15 protein-coding genes are annotated in these 18350 nt (G+C 72.5%); 7 read left to right on the top strand and 8 right to left on the bottom strand.

The features are described from left to right. Positions 1-270: 270 nt before the first annotated feature. Both ACFVNO_RS01315 and rbsK read left to right on the top strand, forming a co-directional pair. Positions 271-1104, top strand: coding sequence for an exodeoxyribonuclease III (locus ACFVNO_RS01315; protein WP_378888322.1), 834 nt, complete (start codon positions 271-273; stop codon positions 1102-1104). Then, entirely contained in the window at positions 1101-2000 is a 900-nt protein-coding gene (gene rbsK / locus ACFVNO_RS01320) for a ribokinase (protein ID WP_378888325.1), read from the top strand. The genes ACFVNO_RS01315 and rbsK overlap by 4 nt, the downstream gene beginning before the upstream one ends. A 52-nt stretch (positions 2001-2052) precedes the next feature. On the opposite strand, the gene ACFVNO_RS01325 is transcribed toward rbsK, so the two are convergent. The 4 genes from ACFVNO_RS01325 to plsX all read right to left on the bottom strand — a co-directional run bounded on the left by ACFVNO_RS01325 (position 2053) and on the right by plsX (position 7006). Beyond that, positions 2053-3108, bottom strand: a complete 1056-nt coding sequence (locus ACFVNO_RS01325; protein WP_378888327.1) for a hypothetical protein — start codon at positions 3106-3108, stop codon at positions 2053-2055. Between the two features lie 82 nt (positions 3109-3190). Further along, positions 3191-3793, bottom strand: a complete 603-nt coding sequence (locus ACFVNO_RS01330; RefSeq protein WP_220564752.1) for a YceI family protein — start codon at positions 3791-3793, stop codon at positions 3191-3193. Between the two features lie 298 nt (positions 3794-4091). After that, complete coding sequence (gene argS, locus ACFVNO_RS01335) at positions 4092-5837, bottom strand: arginine--tRNA ligase (RefSeq protein ID WP_378888330.1); 1746 nt, start codon at positions 5835-5837, stop codon at positions 4092-4094. A gap of 62 nt (positions 5838-5899) precedes the next feature. After that, positions 5900-7006: a phosphate acyltransferase PlsX gene (gene plsX, locus ACFVNO_RS01340; RefSeq protein WP_355263692.1), complete on the bottom strand. Its 1107-nt coding sequence runs from the start codon at positions 7004-7006 to the stop codon at positions 5900-5902. A 525-nt stretch (positions 7007-7531) separates the two neighbouring features. Here plsX and ACFVNO_RS01345 point away from each other — a divergent pair. Then, the gene (locus tag ACFVNO_RS01345) at positions 7532-8770 is read left to right on the top strand and encodes a KamA family radical SAM protein (RefSeq protein WP_378889175.1); all 1239 of its coding nucleotides are present in this window, start codon (positions 7532-7534) and stop codon (positions 8768-8770) included. Positions 8771-9053: 283 nt separating this feature from the next. Here ACFVNO_RS01345 and ACFVNO_RS01350 read toward each other — a convergent pair whose 3' ends face one another. Together ACFVNO_RS01350 and ACFVNO_RS01355 are read right to left on the bottom strand one after the other, a co-directional pair. Further along, positions 9054-9308, bottom strand: coding sequence for a DUF397 domain-containing protein (locus ACFVNO_RS01350; protein ID WP_220564755.1), 255 nt, complete (start codon positions 9306-9308; stop codon positions 9054-9056). Between the two features lie 493 nt (positions 9309-9801). Beyond that, on the bottom strand, positions 9802-10713 hold the full coding sequence (locus ACFVNO_RS01355; protein WP_355263686.1) for a helix-turn-helix transcriptional regulator: 912 nt from the start codon (positions 10711-10713) through the stop codon (positions 9802-9804). 285 nt (positions 10714-10998) lie between these two features. Between ACFVNO_RS01355 and ACFVNO_RS01360 the strand changes: the two genes are divergently transcribed. Both ACFVNO_RS01360 and ACFVNO_RS01365 read left to right on the top strand, forming a co-directional pair. Beyond that, the gene (locus ACFVNO_RS01360; RefSeq protein WP_355263683.1) at positions 10999-11544 is read left to right on the top strand and encodes an ATP-binding protein; all 546 of its coding nucleotides are present in this window, start codon (positions 10999-11001) and stop codon (positions 11542-11544) included. Between the two features lie 163 nt (positions 11545-11707). Then, positions 11708-12073 carry an STAS domain-containing protein gene (locus tag ACFVNO_RS01365; RefSeq protein WP_378888335.1) on the top strand — a complete coding sequence of 122 codons (366 nt, stop codon included), beginning with the start codon at positions 11708-11710 and terminating at the stop codon, positions 12071-12073. Positions 12074-12171: 98 nt separating this feature from the next. Here the strand turns inward: ACFVNO_RS01365 and glmS are convergent, their stop codons facing one another. After that, a complete protein-coding gene (glmS, locus tag ACFVNO_RS01370) occupies positions 12172-14025 on the bottom strand; it encodes a glutamine--fructose-6-phosphate transaminase (isomerizing) (protein ID WP_355263677.1) in 1854 nt (617 codons plus the stop codon). 333 nt (positions 14026-14358) lie between these two features. Between glmS and coaA the strand changes: the two genes are divergently transcribed. Together coaA and ACFVNO_RS01380 are read left to right on the top strand one after the other, a co-directional pair. Beyond that, positions 14359-15264: a type I pantothenate kinase gene (gene coaA, locus ACFVNO_RS01375; protein ID WP_220565510.1), complete on the top strand. Its 906-nt coding sequence runs from the start codon at positions 14359-14361 to the stop codon at positions 15262-15264. A 183-nt stretch (positions 15265-15447) separates the two neighbouring features. Further along, a complete protein-coding gene (locus tag ACFVNO_RS01380) occupies positions 15448-17595 on the top strand; it encodes an ATP-binding domain-containing protein (RefSeq protein ID WP_355263674.1) in 2148 nt (715 codons plus the stop codon). Here the strand turns inward: ACFVNO_RS01380 and ACFVNO_RS01385 are convergent. After that, positions 17585-18295, bottom strand: coding sequence for a DUF998 domain-containing protein (locus ACFVNO_RS01385; protein WP_355263671.1), 711 nt, complete (start codon positions 18293-18295; stop codon positions 17585-17587). The genes ACFVNO_RS01380 and ACFVNO_RS01385 overlap by 11 nt on opposite strands. Between the last annotated feature and the right edge of the window lie 55 nt (positions 18296-18350).

Consider the following 18350-nt stretch of genomic DNA (forward strand, 5'->3'; position numbering starts at 1 on the left):
AAAGGACGGCCTGCGGCCGACTTCCCCTCCTTGCCCGTCACCCTCCACCACCCTCAAAGGACGGCCTGCGGCCGGGCTTTTCTCCCTGCCCGTCTCCCTCCACCACCCTCAATCGACGGCCTGCGGCCGGGTTTCCCTTCCCGCCCGTCCGCTCCCACCGCCCCCGGTCAACGGCCGCCCGGGCCCTCCCGGCCTCCGGCCGGCCCGCCTTTCGGGCCCACCGCCCCCGCTTCCTTCTCCGCTGTCGCCGCGAAGCCCTAGGCTGGCGCTGTGCGTATCGCGACTTGGAATGTGAACAGTGCCCGGGCCCGGGTCGAACGGATCGGGGCCTGGCTCGACCGGAGCGACGTTGACGTCCTCGCCATCCAGGAGACCAAGGCCAGGGGCGACCAGTTCCCCGCCGCCGTCTTCACCGACCGCGGCTACGAGGTCGCCCACCACGGGATCTCCCAGTGGAACGGCGTCGCGATCGCCTCCCGGGTCGGCCTGGAGGAGGTGCAGGTCGGCTTCCCCGGCCAGCCCGGCTACGGCGACCCGGAGGAGGCCGAGGCCCGCGCCATCGGCGCCACCTGCGGCGGCGTCCGGGTGTGGAGCCTGTACGTGCCCAACGGCCGCGAGATCGACCACCCCCACTACGCCTACAAGCTGCGCTGGCTGGAGGCCCTGCGCGAGGCGGGCACGGCCGCCCTGGCCGCCGACCCCGACGCGCAGATCGCCTACGTCGGCGACTTCAACATCGCCCCCCAGGACGACGACGTGTGGGACGTGGCCGCCTTCGACGGCCTCACCCACGTGACCGAGCCCGAGCGGGAGGCCTTCCGGGCCCTGGGCAAGGCGGGCTTCGAGGACGTCGCCCGCGCGTACACCCCCGGCCCCGGCGTCTACACCTACTGGGACTACAAGGGACTGGCCTTCCCCAAGCGGCGCGGCATGCGCATCGACTTCGTGCTGGCCTCCCCGGCGCTGCGCGCCCGCGTGAGCGGTGCGAGCGTCGACCGTGAGGAGCGCAAGGGCAAGGGCGCCTCCGACCACGCGCCCGTCATCGTCGGCCTGGACGGGGAAGAGGGCCTGCCCCGCGACAAGAAGAAGGAGGACGGGGCGTGAGCGGCCCGCGCATCGCCGTCTTCGGCAGCGTCAACATGGACCTGGTGGCCTACGTGGGCACCGCTCCGGCCACCGGTGAGACCGTCACCGGTACGGCCTTCCGGCAGGTGCCCGGCGGCAAGGGCGCCAACCAGGCGGTCTCCGCCGCCCGTGCCGGCGCCGACACCGTGTTCCTGGGCGCGGTGGGCGACGACGCCTTCGGCGCCGAGCTACGGGGCAACCTGGTCGCCTCCGGCATCGACACCACCGGCCTGCGCACCGTTCCGGGCCCCTCGGGCATCGCCCACATCGTCGTGGACGGCCGCGGCGGGAACTCGATCATCGTCGTGCCCGGTGCCAACGGCGAGGTCACCGGCACCGTGCCCGGCGACCGGGAGCTCATCGGCGGGGCCGACGCCCTCCTGCTCCAGCTGGAGCTGCCGATGGAGGCGGTCGTGGCGGCCGCGCGCACCGGCCGCGAACAGGGCGTTCGGGTGCACCTCACCCCGGCCCCGGCGCGGGAGCTGCCCGACGAGCTGCTGGAGTCGGTGGACGTGCTCGTCCCCAACGAGCACGAGGCGGCCGCGATCACCGGGCGCACCGACCCCCGCGAGGCGCTCGCGGCGCTGCTGGAGCGGGTCCCGGAGGTGCTCGTCACGCTGGGCGGCGAGGGCTCCCTGTACGGGGCGCGCGGCGCCGAGCCGGTGCACGTCCCGGCCCTGAAGGTCGAGGCCGTGGACACCACCGCGGCCGGCGACACGTTCTGCGGCTCCTTCGCGGTGGCCCGGGCGGAGGGCGCCGAACCGGCCGAGGCCATGCGGTTCGCCGCCGCCGCGGCCGCGCTGTCGGTCCAGCGGCACGGCGCCAGCTCCTCGATGCCGACCCGCGCGGAGGTCGAGGCCCTGCTCAGGGGCTGATCCGGCGGACGGCGGGGGCGGCACCGGCCGGTGCCGCCCCCGCCGCGCGTCCTCAGAGGGTGTGGCGGCGCGGCCGCTCGGCGCCGTCGATGCTCAGCCAGGAGCCGTCCCCGATCACGACCAGGCGCTCGTGGTGCCGGGACTGCCCGGGGAGCGGGCCCAGCACCCGCCCGGTGGCCGCCTCCACGACGTGGTTCTCGCGGAAGTCCAGGTCCTGGCCGTCGTCCTCGTCGTCCTCGTCGTCCTCGTCCTCATCGTCCTCCTCCGGCTCCGGCACGGCGCGCTCGCCGTGGACGGAGACGACGACGCGGTCCTCGTCGAGGAAGGCCGCCAGGTGCATGCCGAGGAAGAGCGTCTCGAAGTCGTCCCCGTCGTGGTCGAAGGCGTCCAGCCCGAAGCCGCCCAGCTCCTCCCCGTCCGGGAAGGAGTGGAGGGTGATCCCCGATTCGTCGCCGACCAGGAACACCCGGCCGCTCGGTGACAGGTCGTCCAGGTAGCCGTACGTCCCGTACGTGTGGAGGTCGAGCCCCCCGTCCTCCAGGCGGGCGCGGAAGTTGCGGCCCCCGTCCTGGCCCTCCATCACGCCCACCAGGACGTGCTCCCCGTCCGGGTGGGGCCGGACGAGGGCCCCGTGCCCCGAACTCCCCAGCACGGCCTCGGCCAGAACGGTGCCGTCGGCCGCGTCGAGGGCCAGGAGCCGGTCGGTGCCGCGCTTGAGGTGCGGGTTGCGGTCGAGCCTGCGGTCCATCTCGGGCGACTCGCCCCGGGGGACCGGGACCATCGGGCCCTGCCGGTAGAGCCAGAGGGTCCGCCCATCGGGCGAGAAGGCGCACGAGGGCCCGCCGGACAGGTACGTGCCGTCCTGGTCGCCGGTCCTGAGGGGGTACCGCCAGAGCTCGGTGCCGTCGCGGTCGGCGCACACCAGTTCCCCGCCGGCGGCGTAGGCGACGCGGTCCAGCGCCGGGGAGACGGCGTGGCCGGTGGCCCCGTCCCGTGTGGAGAACCGGGCGGTGTGCCGGACGGGTGCACCGCTCTCGGCCGCGCGCTCGGTGAAGGCGTAGGCGTACGCCTCGGCGCCGTAGGTCAGGGTGACGATCCTGTCGGTCATCGTGTCCTTCGAGGGGTCGTTGGGGCGTTCGGTCGCTCAGACGCCCCCGGCGCCGGTTCGGTGCCCCCTCGTCGGGAGTCTCCTAGGACTCGTGGCCGATCTGCGCCAGGAACGGCGCGGGGTCCTGGTCCTGGAGCCGCACCTCCAGGACGATGTCGACCTCGTCCCCGACCAGGCGGCCGCCCCAGGGCACCTCGCCGCCGTCGCCCACGCCGTGGTCGGACAGGCGGATGCGGGTGGTGGCGGAGAAGAAGTGGCCGTACACATCGTCGGGGAACGCGTAGTCGGGGGCTTCGCCCACCCACTGGGCGTCCAGGGTGACGGGGGCGGCCGTGCCGTGCACGGTGAGGTCGCCGTGCAGGCGGAAGGCGTTGCGGCCGCGGCCGCCGGGCTCCACGCCGGTGGAGGCGAACCGCAGCTCCGGGTGGTTCTCCACGTCCAGGAAGTCGGCGGAGCGCAGGTGCGCGTCGCGGGCGCCGACGCCGGTGTTGATGCTGGAGGCGTCCATGACCACTTCGACCTTCGAGGCGCCGGGGTCCTCGGCGACCAGAACCCGGCCCCGCGCACGGCCGAACGTGCCCTGGACCCGGCCGAAGCGCAGGTAGTGGGCGACGAAGATGAGGCTGGAGTGCAGGGGGTCCAGGTGCCAGAGACCCGGCGCCGGGCCGACCGGAGTGGATTCCATACCTACTTCTCCCTTTTGTCCGTAAAAGGTCTTTTGTCCGTTCAGCCTAGGTCCGGTGTACCACCCGGACCCGGGTTTCGGACGCGGGGAAAGGCGAGAGATGGGACTCGCTCCGTCCCGGGAAGCGGAGAAGCCTGGGATGCAAGGGAATTCGTCCGCTATGAGAGTTCTCTCGGACGATGACCGTTCCGGGACCCGGCCCCTGCCGGCCGGGATCCGGCACACGGCGAAGGGCCGGAACGCGCCACCGCGTTCCGGCCCTTTCCGGTGCCCTCGGGGCACCTGCGGGTGCCGCGCCCTACATGTGCTCGGGCGCCTCCACGCCGAGCAGGTCCAGGCCCTGGACCAGCACGCGCAGCGCCACCGCGATCAGCGTCAGCCGCGACTCGCGCTCGGCCTCGGTGCCGGCGGCCAGCACCGGGCAGTGCTCGTAGAACGCCGTCAGCGACTGGGCCAGCTCGAACAGGTAGGTCGACAGCCGGTGCGGCTGGAGCAGGTCGCCGACCTGCGCCACCACCGGGCCGAACTCCAGCAGCTTCAGCGCCAGCGCCCGCTCGGCGGCGTGGCCGACGGTGATGTCCGCCCGCGCCTGCTCCGGCGACAGCCCGCCCTTGCGGAAGATCGAGCGGATCCGGGCCTGCGCGTACTGCAGGTACGGACCGGTGTTGCCGGTCAGCGCCAGCATGCGGTCGAAGTCGAAGGTGTACTCGGTGTCGTGCGCCACCGACAGGTCCGCGTACTTGACCGCGCCGATGCCCACCTGGCGGGCGATCTCGGCCTGCTCCTCGGCGGGCAGGTCGGGCCGGTTCTCCCGGACCACCGCGGCGGCCCGGTCGATCGCCTCGTCCAGCAGGGCCATCAGCCGCACCGGGGCACCGCTGCGGGTCCGCAGGATCTTCCCGTCCGAGCCCAGTACGTTGCCGATCTGGACGTGGGTGGTCTCGACGGAGTCCGGCAGCCAGCCCGCCTCGCGCGCGGCCGCCCACACCATCTTGAAGTGCATCGCCTGCGGGGCGCCCACCACGTACAGGATGCGGTCGGCCTTGAGGTCCTCCACCCGGTGCCGGACGGTGGCCAGGTCGGTGGTGGCGTAGCCGTAGCCGCCGTCGCTCTTGCGGACGATCAGCGGGACCGGCTTGCCCTCGCGGCCGGTGAAGCCGTCCAGGAAGACGCACAGGGCGCCGTCGCTGATCTCGGCGATCCCCTTGGCCTCCAGCTCGTCGCACACGGCGGCGAGCATGTCGTTGTAGGTGCTCTCGCCGGCGAGGTCGTCGTCGGTGAGGGTGACGCCCAGCTTGGCGTACACCTTGTTGAAGTACACCTTGGACAGGCCCACCAGCTCGCGCCACAGGCGCAGCGTCTCCTCGTCGCCGCCCTGGAGGGCGACCACCCGGCGCCGGGCGCGGGCCGCGAACTCCTCCGGCCCGGGGCCCGAGGAGTCGAACTTGGTGCGCGCCGCCTGGTAGAAGGCGTTGGGGTCGGTGGTGAGCAGGTCCGCCTCGGGCGAGTCCTCGCCGACCTCCAGCAGGTGCTCGATGAGCATGCCGAAAGGGGTGCCCCAGTCGCCGATGTGGTTCTGCCGGATGACGTTGTGGCCCAGCAGCTCCAGGGTCCGCGCCAGCGAGTCGCCGACCACGGTGGTGCGCAGGTGGCCGACGTGCATCTCCTTGGCCACGTTGGGCGCGGAGTAGTCGAGCGGGATGTTGCGCCGCTCCTGCACGGGCACGCCCAGGCGCTCGTCGTCGAGCAGCTCGCGGGTCCGCCCGGAGATCCAGTCGTCGCGCAGGGTCAGGTTGATGAAGCCGGGCCCGCTGACCTCCACGGCCGAGCAGACGTCGGCGACGTCGAGGTGTTCCATGATCGCCGCGGACACCTCGCGCGGCTTTCGGCCCAGGCGCTTGGCGAGTGCGAGCGCGGCGTTCGCCTGGTAGTCGGCGAACTGTGACGGGCGGATGACGGGGTCGGTGTCGGCGTACTCGGGGCCGAAGGCGGCCCCGAGGGCGGACTGGACCCGTCGCGAGAGTACTTCCTGCGGGTCGGCCATGCCCCAAGCGTACCGAGCCCGCGGGGGTGTTCTCGGCGCTTTTCCGCCCGCCCCGCCGCCCCTCAGCGCCCTTCGGCGGGGCCCTCGGACTGGGCCAGGCGGTGCAGCCACCCGGCCGGGCGGGTGTGCAGACGGCGGCGGACGTGCTCGCCGATGTCCCCGGCGGCCAGGTCGTGGGCGAGGCGGCAGGCGTGGGCGATGCCCCGGGCCCGGCTGTCGCCGTGGGCGATCACCACGGTGCCGTTGAGCCCCAGCAGCGCGGCGCCGCCGTAGGTCTCGCTGTCCAGGCGCTCGCGCAGCCCGCGCAGGGCCTTGCGCTGGAGCATGGCCCCGGCCTTGGCCGCCACCGACGAGGTCAGCGCGGTGCGGACGGCGTCCATGGCGAACGCGGCGGTCCCCTCCACGGCCTTGAGCGCCACGTTCCCGGTGTGCCCGTCGGTGACGATCACGTCGACCTTGCGGGCGAGCAGGTCGTGGCCCTCGATGTTGCCGCGGTAGTCCATGACCGTGGAGTCCTCGGCGGCGGCCGCCAGCAGCTCGGCGGTGCGGCGGACCAGCCTGTTGCCCTTGCCGGGCTCGGAGCCGATGGTGAGCAGCCCCACCCGGGGCCGCTGCACCCTGAACGCCGTCTGGGCGTAGGCGCACCCCAGGTGCGCGAACTGCACCAGCATCTCCGGCTTGGCGTCGGCGTTGGCCCCCGCGTCCACCATGATCGTCGGCGTCTCGCCGGTGGGCAGGGTGACCGCCAGGGCGGGCCGCAGCACCCCGTGCTGGGTCCGCAGGCGCACGGTGGAGGTGGCCACGACGCCGCCGGTGGAGCCGGCCGAGACCAGCGCGTCGGCGTCCCCGCGCCGGATCAGGCGGCAGGCGACGGCGGCGCTGGAGCGGGGGCGCCGCCAGCTGGCCAGCGCGCCCTCGTGCATGGCGAGGCTGTCCTCGGCGTGCACGACCGGGATGTCGCGCAGGGCGTCGTGCTCGGCGAGGAGGCCGGCGATCTCGGTGCGGCGGCCCACGAGGACGACCCGCAGGCCCAGCTCGCGTACGGCCAGGACGGCGCCCTCGACGACCGCCCCGGGGGCGTTGTCGCCGCCCATCGCGTCGACGGCGATGATCGGCGGCGAGGTGCGGCGGAGTGCGACGGGCGCGTCCGCGTCGGAGGTGCCGGTCACGTGGCGTCCTTCACGGTGAGGTGAATCGGTGGAGGCACGCCGTCGGTGCAGGTCCCCGCGCCGATGCGGGCACACGCCGACGGGTGCGCGGGTGGTGTGCAAACACCGTACCGGGTGGAGTGGGAAGCCCTGCGGTTCGGGACATTCATCCACTCATGCGAGGATACTTCCCGTATGTCCAGGTCAGGGCTGTATTTTGCTCCATCTGGGTACAAAGCCCCAAGTAGGGGTATATCCGCTCGCTGGCCCGGGTGTTCATGACGCTCCGGGTGCATGTGACAACCGAACACGAATTCCGTTTCCGGAGGTTCCCCGGGTGCCCGCACACCGGAACCCCCGGATCAGGGCTGCCCTCACGACCCCGCGCGGGCGGCCCTGAATCGCATCCAGGAGAGGAGAGGCGTGAGCGTTACGCCAGAGGCGGCACTGTCCCCGTCCACCGGACGTCGGTTTCGTGCCTACACGACGAAGCACATCGACGAGCTCACAGCGCGAGCCGGCCTCGCCGCCGATGAGCGGCTCGCGGTGCAGGCGGTGGCGACCGTCCTGCCCTTCCGTGTCAACAGCTACGTCCTGGACGAGCTGATCGACTGGGACGCCGCGCCGAACGACCCGATCTACCGGCTGGTGTTCCCGCAGGCGGACATGCTGCCGCAGAGCGACGTGGCGCGGATCGCCGACCTGATCAAGGCCGGGGCGCCCCGCAAGGAGCTCAACGAGGCGGCCAACGCCGTCCGCGCGCGGCTCAACCCGCACCCGGCCGGGCAGATGGACCTCAACGTTCCCAAGGTGAACGAAGAGCCCATCCCGGGCATCCAGCACAAGTACCAGGAGACCGTGCTCTTCTTCCCCAAGCAGGGGCAGACCTGTCACGCGTACTGCACGTACTGCTTCCGCTGGGCCCAGTTCGTCGGCGACGCCGACCTGAAGTTCGCCTCCAGCGAGATCGACCAGCTGGTCGACTACGTGCGCTCGCACCCGGAGGTCACCAGCGTCCTGTTCACGGGCGGCGACCCGATGATCATGGGCGAGGGAGTGATCTCCAAGTACATCGAGCCGCTGCTGGAGATCGAGCACCTGGAGGCCATCCGGATCGGCACGAAGGCGCTGGCCTACTGGCCGCAGCGCTTCGTCACCGACCCGGACGCCGACGACACGCTCCGGCTCTTCGAGAAGGTCGTCGCCTCGGGCAAGAACCTGGCGTTCATGGCGCACTTCTCGCACCCGGCCGAGATGCGGCCGGAGATCGTCCAGGAGGCCGTGCGGCGCATCCGCTCGACCGGGGCGGTCATCCGCACCCAGGCTCCGCTGATCCGCACGATCAACGACGACCCGGCCGTGTGGGAGAGCATGTGGCGCACCCACCTGCGCCACGGGATGGTCCCCTACTACATGTTCGTCGAGCGCGACACCGGCCCGCAGGACTACTTCGCGGTGCCGCTGGCGGAGGCCTACGAGATCTTCCGCGGCGCCTACAAGAACGTGTCCGGGCTGGCCCGCACCGTCCGCGGTCCGTCCATGTCGGCGACCCCGGGCAAGGTGTGCGTGGACGGCGTCACCGAGATCGCCGGCGAGAAGGTGTTCGCGCTGCACTTCATCCAGGCGCGCGACCCCGAGCTGGTGGGCAGGCCGTTCTTCGCCAAGTACGACGAGAAGGCCGCCTGGCTGTTCGACCTCAAGCCCGCCCTGGGCGCCACCCACTTCCCGTGGGAGACGCCCCCGATGGCCGCGGGCGACGGCGGCGTGGACCCCACCCGCCTGTAGGGGCCCCGGCGGGGCCCGTCCGCGCCCGCGCAGGGCATTGAACACGGGGCCCCGCCCGCGCCTCCACCGCCTCCGGCCCCGGCGGCCGTGCAGGTACGGAGGAGCCCGGTACCCGTCGAGGGGTACCGGGCTCCTCGTGCGTCCGCACCGTGGACGGAAGGCGGTCACCGCGCGGCCGGGGTCCGGCGCGGTGGCCATCGGCGCGGACGGCTTCTCCAAGGGGGTTCTGTGGGGTCCGCGGGCGACGGTGCCCGTCGGTGCCGCGGACCTGCGCGCGCCGGGGTCAGACCCGGCAGCCCGCCTGGCCCAGCAGGGCGTCGAAGTCGCCGGTCTTGGCGCCGCGGACGAAGGCCTCCAGCTCGGCGTGGGTGTAGACCAGCACCGGCCCCTGGGGGTCGCGCGAATTGCGGACCGCGAACTCCCCGCCGGGCAGGGTCGCCACCTCGACGCAGTTCCCATCCGGATTGCTCCAGCTGCTCTTGGTCCACTCGACCTTGGGCAGACGGCTTGCCGGAACGCCGTTGTAGATGGGCGACATCTCGACCTCCTGGAACTTCGGGGGACGTGTGAGCGGGTGTCCACGCGCTGCCGCCGACACGTCGGGGGCGCTCGTGCCGGAGTCACCGGACCGGTCGGGGTTTCTGAGGAGAGATCTTCCCCAATGTGCCGTTCCGTCCCCGGTGCGCACCCAGAGAGTAGCTTATGCACGTGCATACGTGATTACGTCGGTAAGCACATATGCAAGATCCCAGGGTGAGGACGCGCATGTCACCGCTAACGTGGGGGCTCCGGGGAGAGGTTCCGCGGACCCCCGATCGTTTCCCAGTCGTGGCCGAAGCCGGTCAGCCGGGCCGCACAGGTGTGCGCGCACGGCGAACGCCCGGACGCGGAGCGGTACCGGGCGTTGGGAAGGGGCCGGGGGATGTGTGTCGCGGGAGGCCCCGCGGGGGTCGTGGGCGGCTGTGGGGTGGCTGTTGCGGGGTGGGGCGGCGCGGTCGCGGGGACGGTTCGGGAGGCGGGTTCCCCGGGGCTCAGTCGCTGTAGCGTTCCAGGAACGAGCGCAGGATCCCCTCGGTGGCCGAGGGCTGCGGCGCCTGGGTGGCCAGGTGGTCCATCGTCTGGGCGTAGAGGCTGGTGTCCTCGAACTTGTCGAAGTACAGGGAGCTGCCCAACTGCTCCAGGTAGACCACGTCGGGCAGCTGCGGAGTGGGGAAGCGCAGGATGCTGAACGGCCCCCCGGCCGCCGGGTGCCCGCCCATGGCGAAGGTCGCGACCTGGACGGTGATGTTGGGCCGACGGGACATCTCGATGAGGTGCTCGATCTGCCCGCGCATCACGGCGGCGTCGCCGAAGGGCCGGTGCAGCACGGCCTCGTCGATGACCGCCCACAGGCGGGGGCCCTCGTCCTCGGTGAATCTGCGCTGTCTGTGCATGCGCATCTGCACGCGACTGTCGATGTCCTCCTCGGAGGTGGCGGTACGCGACAGCCGGATCACCGAGCGGGCGTAGCCCTCGCTCTGGAGCAGACCGGGGACGAACTGCACCTCGAAGGTCCGGATGACGGAGGCGGCCTCCTCCAGGCCCACGTAGACGCCGAACCAGTTCGGCAGCACGTCACTGTACTTGTGCCACCAGCCCTGGGCGTTGGCGCTGGTGATGAGGCCGAGCAGGGCCTCGCGCTCGCCGGCGTGGGTCACGCCGTACAGCTTGAGCAGGTCCTCCACGTCGCGGTGCTTGAAGCTGACCTGGCCCAGCTCCATGCGGCTGATCTTGGCGTGGGAGGCGCGGATGGCGTATCCGGCGTCCTCCCGGGAAATCCCCTTCTCCTGGCGCAGCTTGCGGAGCTGCGTTCCGAGAAGAATGCGCAGCACGGTCGGACCACCGCTGGAATTCGCCAGGAAATCCCGGGTGACCTGGAAGTTCTCTGCGTGATCGGCGACCACATCGCCTCCCTGTAGCGGCTTTGGCGCGAGCGACCGCCCAGTATACCGAGCCCATTCCGCTGGGAACAGGGGTTCGGGGTGGGCGTTCCGAGGCCTTCTGTGTCGACAGTAAACCCGGATGCCCGTGTGTGAATTCTTCGAAGGACATCTACCAATAAGGGTTGTTCGTCCTATAGGCTTGCCGGGCGTTGATCTGCACGTGCATCTGTGTCTTACATCGGTAAGACACGGTGCCACACGCAGACAAGGCCGAGCGAACCCGCTTCACCACTCGTGAGGATCGTGATGAACGCAGAGCTGATGTCCTCGGAGCGGCACTCCGGGGCATCCTGGCGCCGTCCCTCCCTGACCGAAGTCCCCCGGCTCCCGGGAGGACGGTGGGCGGACCCGCTGGGCGGCACCCCCCTGGGCCGCACCGAGCGCACCTCCGAGCACGTCGTGGGCTCCTTCGCCTCGGTCCCCGACTCCGTGGGCGCGGTCCGCCGGCTCGCCGGCCTCGTCCTGGCCGAATGGGACCTGGCCGAGGTCGCCGACGACGTCCGCCTCGTGCTCTCCGAGCTCGTCGGCAACGCCTGCCGCCACGCGCTGACCCCCGACCGCGACCCCGGGACCACCCCGGTCGTGGTCCGGCTGAGCCGGGCCGACGGCTTCGGACGGGTGGCCTGCCTGGTCGCCGACACCAGCGACCGCGCCCCCCACAAGGTCGACGCCCACCACTTCGCCGAGTCCGGCCGCGGCCTGAGCCTGGTCGCCGCGTTCAGCGGCGAGTGGGGCTGGAACCCGATCCGCGGCGGCAAGGTCGTCTGGGCCGTCTGCGGCGGGCGGGACTGACCCGCACCCGAACGCAGGACCCGCCCGGCACGGCCGCCCCGCCGTCCACATCCCGCCTTCGGCCCACTCTGCCGAGTCCCGGAGCAGAGTAGGCTGTCAGCGCATGTCGGTATTCGACCGATCGCGTCCGACAGGGGAAGTTTTCCGACGCGGGGAACGGGGCGTGGACGTGCTGGACACGGAACGGGACAGGTTCATCTGCGACGGCGCCACCGTCGTCGCGCTCGGCGGCGAGCTGGACATCGCCACCGCCGAGTCCGCGTACGCCGCCATCGCGGCCGCCTCCGCCCGGGGCTGTGTGGTCGTCGACCTGGCCGCGGTGGAGTTCATCGACGCCTCCGGGGTCAACGCCTTCATCAACGCGATGCGCGTCACCACCCGCGAGCGCCGCCACCTGGCCCTGGCCTGCCCGCCCCGCCAGCTCTCGCGCATCCTCGACGTCCTGAACCTGCGCACCCTGCTGCCCACCCACGGCGACCTGGCCTCCGCCGTCGCCGCGCACGCCGGGACCCGCGCCGCCGCCCGCTGACCGCACCCGCGCGGCAGGCCGCCCCCGGATGACCCGGACAACGCGGAGGGCGCGCCCGACGGGGTCGGACGCGCCCTGGGAACACCCCCCGGCGGGGACTACTCCACGGTCACGCTCTTGGCCAGGTTGCGCGGCTGGTCCACGTCGTTGCCCTTGGCCAGCGCCAGCTCGCAGGCGAACACCTGCATCGGCACGGTCGCCACGATCGGCTGGAGCAAAGTCGGCACCGCCGGGATCTCGATGAGGACGTCCGAGTACGGGCGCACCGACTCGTCGCCCTCCTCCGCGATGACGATGGTGCGGGCGCCGCGGGCGCGCACCTCCTGGATGTTCGACACGATCTTGTCGTGCAGCACACTGCGGCCCTGCGGCGAGGGCACCACCACGACGACCGGCAGCCCCTCCTCGATCAGCGCGATCGGCCCGTGCTTGAGCTCGCCCGCCGCGAACGCCTCGGCGTGCATGTAGGCGAGCTCCTTGAGCTTGAGCGCGCCCTCCATCGCCACCGGATAGCCGACGTGGCGGCCCAGGAACAGGACGGTGTCGGCGTCCGACAGCGACCGGGCCAGCTCGCGCACCGGGCCGACGGTGTCCAGAACCTTCTCCACGTGCTGGGGCATCGTGGCCAGCTGGGCGATCACCGCGTCGATCTCGTCGCCGAACTTCAGCCCGCGCACCTGCGCCAGGTACAGGCCGATGAGGTAGCAGGCGGCCAGCTGGGTGAGGAAGGTCTTGGTGGCGGCCACCCCGACCTCCGGGCCCGCGTGCGTGTACAGCACGCCGTCGGACTCGCGCGGGATGGTGGAGCCGTTGACGTTGCAGATCGCCAGCACCTTGGCGCGCTGCTCGCGGGCGTAGCGCACCGCCATCAGGGTGTCCATGCTCTCGCCCGACTGGGAGATCGCGATCACCAGGGTCTGCCGGTCCAGGATCGGGTCCCGGTAGCGGAACTCGCTGGCCACCTCGACCTCGCACGGAATGCGGCACCAGTGCTCGATGGCGTACTTGGCGATCAGGCCCGCGTGGTAGGAGGTGCCGCAGGCGATGATGACGATCTTCTCGACCGAGCGCAGGTCCTGCGGGGACAGCCGCATCTCGTCCAGGGTCAGCTCGCCGCCCACGGACAGGCGGCCCAGGAGGGTGTCGGCGATCGCACGCGGCTGCTCGACGATCTCCTTGAGCATGAAGTAGTCGTAGCCGCCCTTCTCGGCGGCGGAGGCGTCCCAGTCCACGTGGTACTCGTTGACCTCGACGGGGGCGCCGTCGTAGTCGGTGACGCGCACCGAGTCCGGGCGCAGCTCCACGACCTGGTCCTGGCCCAGCTCGACCGCGTCGCGGGTGTGGGCGATGAACGCCGCCACGTCGCTGGCCAGGAAGTTCTCCCCCTGGCCGCGGCCGACGACCAGCGGCGAGTTGCGGCGGGCGGCGACCACGAGGTCGGGGTCGTCCACGGAGACGGCGACCAGGGTGAAGGCGCCCTCCAGGCGCTTGCACACCGCGCGCATGGCGGCGGCCAGGTCCCCGTCGCCGCGCGCCGCCAGCTCGGTGCTGAGCAGGTGGGCGGCCACCTCGGTGTCGGTCTCGGAGGTGAACTTGCAGCCCGCGTCCTCGAGCTCCAGCCGCAGGGCGGCGAAGTTCTCGATGATGCCGTTGTGGACGACCGCCACCCGGTTGTCGTTGTCGACGTGGGGGTGGGCGTTGACGTCATTGGGGGCGCCGTGGGTGGCCCAGCGGGTGTGGCCGATGCCCGCGCCCTCTCCGGTGATCGGGTGCTCCTCCAGGGCACCGCGCAGGTTCGCGAGCTTGCCGGCCCGCTTCTCCGTGTGCAGGGCGCCCCCGCCCAGCACAGCGACACCCGCGGAGTCATATCCGCGGTACTCCAACCTCGCGAGGCCGTCCACGACGACCTGGAGCGCCGATTGCGGCCCGACGTAGCCAACGATTCCGCACATGGCCGCCAGCGTAGGCCAAAAAGGACGCCGAATCGACCAACCACCCGTTGATACCAATGGTCGTTTTCCCAGGTAACGGTATAGACCATTTGGTGTACCACGGGTAGACCGCGCAGGTGGGGGCCGTGCGGGGCGTCCGAGTGGAACCGGTTCCACCAGGCCGTACCCGGCCAAAAAAACCTTGGTGGACCTGCCGGGGAACGTGTGGTTTCGACCACGTTACGTCCCTGCTTCGGGCTTACCCGGGACCCGGGCGCCCGGACCGGTCGAGGCCCTCGTCTAGGGTGGTCACTCGTGTCCCACCCGACGAAGAACGGCGTCTCCACGCCGTACGTGGAGCTGGACCGGGAGGCCTGGGCGGCTCTGCGGGCCGCCACTCCGCTCTCCCTGACCGAGGCCGAGCTCGCACGGCTGCGCGGTACCACCGACCCGACGTCCCTGGAGGACGTGCGGGACGTCTACCTGCCCCTGTCCCGGCTGCTCAACCTGTACGTCGGCGCCACCCAGCAGCGGCACGCCGCCGTCCGGGGCTTCCTCGGGGAGGCCGACCGGCCCTCCCCGTTCATCATCGGTGTGGCCGGGAGCGTCGCGGTCGGCAAGTCCACCACCGCGCGCCTGCTGCGGTCCCTGCTGGCCCAGTGGCCCAACCACCCCGACGTGGAACTGGTCAGCACCGACAACTTCCTGTACCCCAACGCGGTGCTCGAAGCGCGCGGCCTCATGCGCCGCAAGGGCTTCCCCGAGAGCTACGACCGGCGGGCGCTGGTCCGGTTCGTCTCGGAGATGAAGGCGGGGGCCGACCGCATCGACATCCCCGTCTACTCGCACCTGCACTACGACATCGTCCCCGGCGAGCGGCAGACCGTGCACCGCCCCGACATCCTCATCGTCGAGGGCATCAACGTGCTCCAGCCCGCCACGGCCGGACGGCTGGCCGTGTCCGACTTCTTCGACTTCTCGATCTACGTCGACGCCCGGGTCGACAACATCCGCAACTGGTACCTGGACCGGTTCCGGGAGCTGCGCCGCACGGCCTTCTCCGATCCGCGGTCCTACTTCCACCACATGGCCACCACCCTGCGCGAGGAGGAGGCCCTGGAGTTCGCGGCCAACACCTGGCGCACCATCAACGAGGTCAACCTCGTCGAGAACATCCGCACCACCCGGGGGCGGGCCACCCTCGTCCTGTTCAAGGGGGACGACCACCGGGTCAGCCGGGTCCGCCTGCGCAAGACCTGAGAGCGGTCCGGGACACGCCCGGGCGGGGGTAGGCTGGTCCTTCTTTCTCTCCACGGCCCACCCCGGATGGGACGCCGTGCGCTTCACGAGGATCGGAACGAACCGGGCCCTGAGGGCGACCGGGGCGGGACCCGCGCACGCGCGAGGCCGTGCCGTGTCCCGTCGATCCCTCCCGAGGTCCGCATGACCACGACCGATCCCACGACCACGCCCGCCGACCCCGAACTGGTCGCCGAACGAGACTCCCTCGCCGCCGCCCGCGCCGCCCTGCGGGCGATGCGCGAGGAGGTCGAGGGCACCGAACTGATGCTCGGCGACGTCGTCAACGACAAGGTCACCAACGCGGCGCTCCAGCGCGGACGGCAGCGCCGCCTGGCCGCCCTCGCCGACCTGCCCGGGGCGCCGCTGTTCTTCGGCCGCCTCGACTTCGACCCCGGCACCGTGTTCCTCGACGAGGACGCCGGCCGGGGGCCCGACCGGGTCCACATCGGACGCCGGCACGTCCACGACCCGCAGGGCCGCCCCATGGTCCTGGACTGGCGCGCGCCGATCAGCGTCGCCTACTACCGCGCCTCGCCCACCGACCGGATGCGCGTCCTGGTGCGCCGGCGGTACGGGTTCACCACCCTCGACCACGGGCCGCGCCGGGACCCCGAGGTGGTGCTCACCGCGTTCGAGGACGAGCACCTGACCGGCGCCCCCGCACCCGACGAGCGGCCCGGGGAGCTGCTGGCCGCCGAGATCGAGCGGCCCCGCACCGGGCCGATGCGCGACATCGTCGCCACCATCCAGCCCGAGCAGGACGACCTGGTCCGCGCACCGCTGGGCACCACCCTGTGCGTGCAGGGGGCACCGGGCACCGGCAAGACCGCGGTGGGCCTGCACCGCATCGCGTTCCTGCTCTACACCGAGCGCGAACGCCTGTCCCGGGCGGGTGTGGCGATCATCGGGCCCAACCGGTCGTTCCTGTCCTACATCCGCGACGTGCTGCCCGCCCTGGGCGAGGTCGACGTCACCCAGACCACCGTCGGGGACCTGCTCACCCGCGGCCTGCCCGAACGGTTCCGGCCCGCCGCCGGGTGGGTGCGCCGGACGGAGGAGCCCTTCGCCGCCCGGGTCAAGGGCGACGCCCGCATGGCCGAGGTGATCCGCCGCGACCTCTGGTCGCACCTGCGCGAACCCGAGGAGGCGCTGATGGTGCGCCGCGGCTCGCGCCGCTGGCGGCTCTACCCGGAGGACCTGCGGCCCCTGCTGGACGAGTTGGCGGGCCGCGGCGTCGCCTACGGCTCGGGCCGCGAGCTGCTGTCCCACCGCATCGCGCACACCGTGCTCACCCTCATGGAGTCCGAGGGGGAGGTCTGCGACGACCGCACCCACGAGCAGGTCCGCCGCGACCCGGCGGTGCGCTCCGCGGTGACCGCCCTGTGGCCCAAGGTGGAGCCGACGGCCCAGGTGCTGGGGCTGCTCACCGACCCCGAGCGGCTGGCCCGGGCCGCCGACGGGATCCTCGACGAGCGGGAGCAGGCCGCCGTCCTGCTGCCGGGGAGGCCGCGCGGACCCAAGTCGGCCCGCTGGTCGGCGGAGGACCTGGCGCTCATCGACGAGGCCGCCGCGCTCATCGACCGGCCCGTGGGACTGGGCCACATCGTCGTGGACGAGGCCCAGGACCTCAGCCCCATGCAGTGCCGGGCCATCGGGCGCCGCTGCGAGTCGGGGTCGCTCACCGTCCTGGGCGACATCGCCCAGGGGACCAGCCCGTCGGCGGTCCGCACCTGGTCCACGCTGCTGGAGCACCTGGGCAAGCCCACCGGGCACCTGAGCGTCCTGGACCGGGGCTACCGGGTGCCCGCGCAGATCATCGACTTCGCCGCCCGGCTGCTGCCGACCATCGCCAAGGGGCTGGGCGCCCCGGTCGCGGTCCGCCGCGCCCCGGGATCACTGCGGGTCACCCCGGCCGCCGACGGCCTGGCCGCCCAGGTGGCCCGGGCCTGCCGCGCCGCCCTGGAGGGGGAGGGGTCGGTGGGCCTCATCGCCGCCGACGCCCACCTGCCCGCCCTGCTGGAGGAGCTGGCCGCGGAGGGCCTGGACGTCCCGGTCCTGGACGACGACACCGGCCTGGACGCCGCCCGCCTGGTCGCCGTCCCGGCGGGCCTGGCCAAGGGCCTGGAGTTCGACGCGGTCGTCGTCGCCGAGCCGGCCGCCATCGCCGAGGCCGAGGAGCGCGGCCTCAACCGCCTCTACGTCGTCCTCACCCGCGCCGTCAGCACCCTCCACGTCGTCCACTCCCGCCCGCTCCCCGGCCCCCTCGCCGAGGCCCCGGTCAGCGGCTGACGGGGGTGGGGCGGCGGACGCCGGAGCGCTTCCAGGGGCCGGAGAGGATCCCGGCGGTCAGCAGCCACAGGGCGACCGTGACCAGGTGGGCCCGCTCCAGGAGGCCCAGGGCGACCCCCGGGTCGCCGTCGCCGCCGGAGACCCGGACGGCCAGGACCAGGACGGCGACCGCGGCCAGCGCCTGGAGCGCGGCCACCGCCGCGGCCCAGATCCAGGCCGGGTCGGCGGCCCGGCGCCGGTCCACGGCGAGGGTCACCGCGCCGGCCAGCGCTGCCACGATCGCGACGGTCGCCAGGACGGGCTGCGCGGCGGTGGCCCCGCCCACCCCCTCGGCCAGCGCCTCCGACGCGCAGGCCACGTCCGTGGAGACCACACAGCGGCCCGGCAGCAGCGAGGCGACGAAGGAGGCCGCGCCGAACACGGCCATCGACCACCAGGACGCGGTCAGCCAGAAGCCGGTCCGGCGGGCGCCCAGCGTCAGGCCGAGCGCGGCGGCGAGCACCACCAGGATCGACCCCGCGCGGTGGGCGCTGTCCAGGAATCTGCCGAACCCCGACTCCGGGTCGGCCGACGCGCCCTGGACGAGACTCCCGCCGGGCAGCATGACCTCCAGCGCCCACAGGCTGTACACGATGGCGGCGGCCACGGCCGCGACCCGGCCGTCCCGGTAGTCCCAGTGCCAATGTCCCGAGTAAGACATCGCGCGTGCCCTCCGTTCTCACCCGAAGCCCTCTCCACGTCTCTCGGACGGAGGA

The sequence above is a fragment of the Nocardiopsis sp. NPDC057823 genome (assembly GCF_042797335.1).
In the GTDB taxonomy this organism is placed as follows: Bacteria; Actinomycetota; Actinomycetes; order Streptosporangiales; family Streptosporangiaceae; genus Nocardiopsis; species Nocardiopsis changdeensis.

Bases quoted from the DNA above. Each gene is read 5' to 3' on its own strand.
- ACFVNO_RS01325 (WP_378888327.1), bottom strand. From the start codon at position 3,108: ATGACCGACAGGATCGTCACCCTGACCTACGGCGCCGAGGCGTACGCC.
- ACFVNO_RS01330 (WP_220564752.1), bottom strand. From the start codon at position 3,793: ATGGAATCCACTCCGGTCGGCCCGGCGCCGGGTCTCTGGCACCTGGAC.
- argS (WP_378888330.1), bottom strand. From the start codon at position 5,837: ATGGCCGACCCGCAGGAAGTACTCTCGCGACGGGTCCAGTCCGCCCTC.
- ACFVNO_RS01350 (WP_220564755.1), bottom strand. From the start codon at position 9,308: ATGTCGCCCATCTACAACGGCGTTCCGGCAAGCCGTCTGCCCAAGGTC.
- ACFVNO_RS01360 (WP_355263683.1), top strand. From the start codon at position 10,999: ATGAACGCAGAGCTGATGTCCTCGGAGCGGCACTCCGGGGCATCCTGG.
- glmS (WP_355263677.1), bottom strand. From the start codon at position 14,025: ATGTGCGGAATCGTTGGCTACGTCGGGCCGCAATCGGCGCTCCAGGTC.
- ACFVNO_RS01380 (WP_355263674.1), top strand. From the start codon at position 15,448: ATGACCACGACCGATCCCACGACCACGCCCGCCGACCCCGAACTGGTC.
- ACFVNO_RS01385 (WP_355263671.1), bottom strand. From the start codon at position 18,295: ATGTCTTACTCGGGACATTGGCACTGGGACTACCGGGACGGCCGGGTC.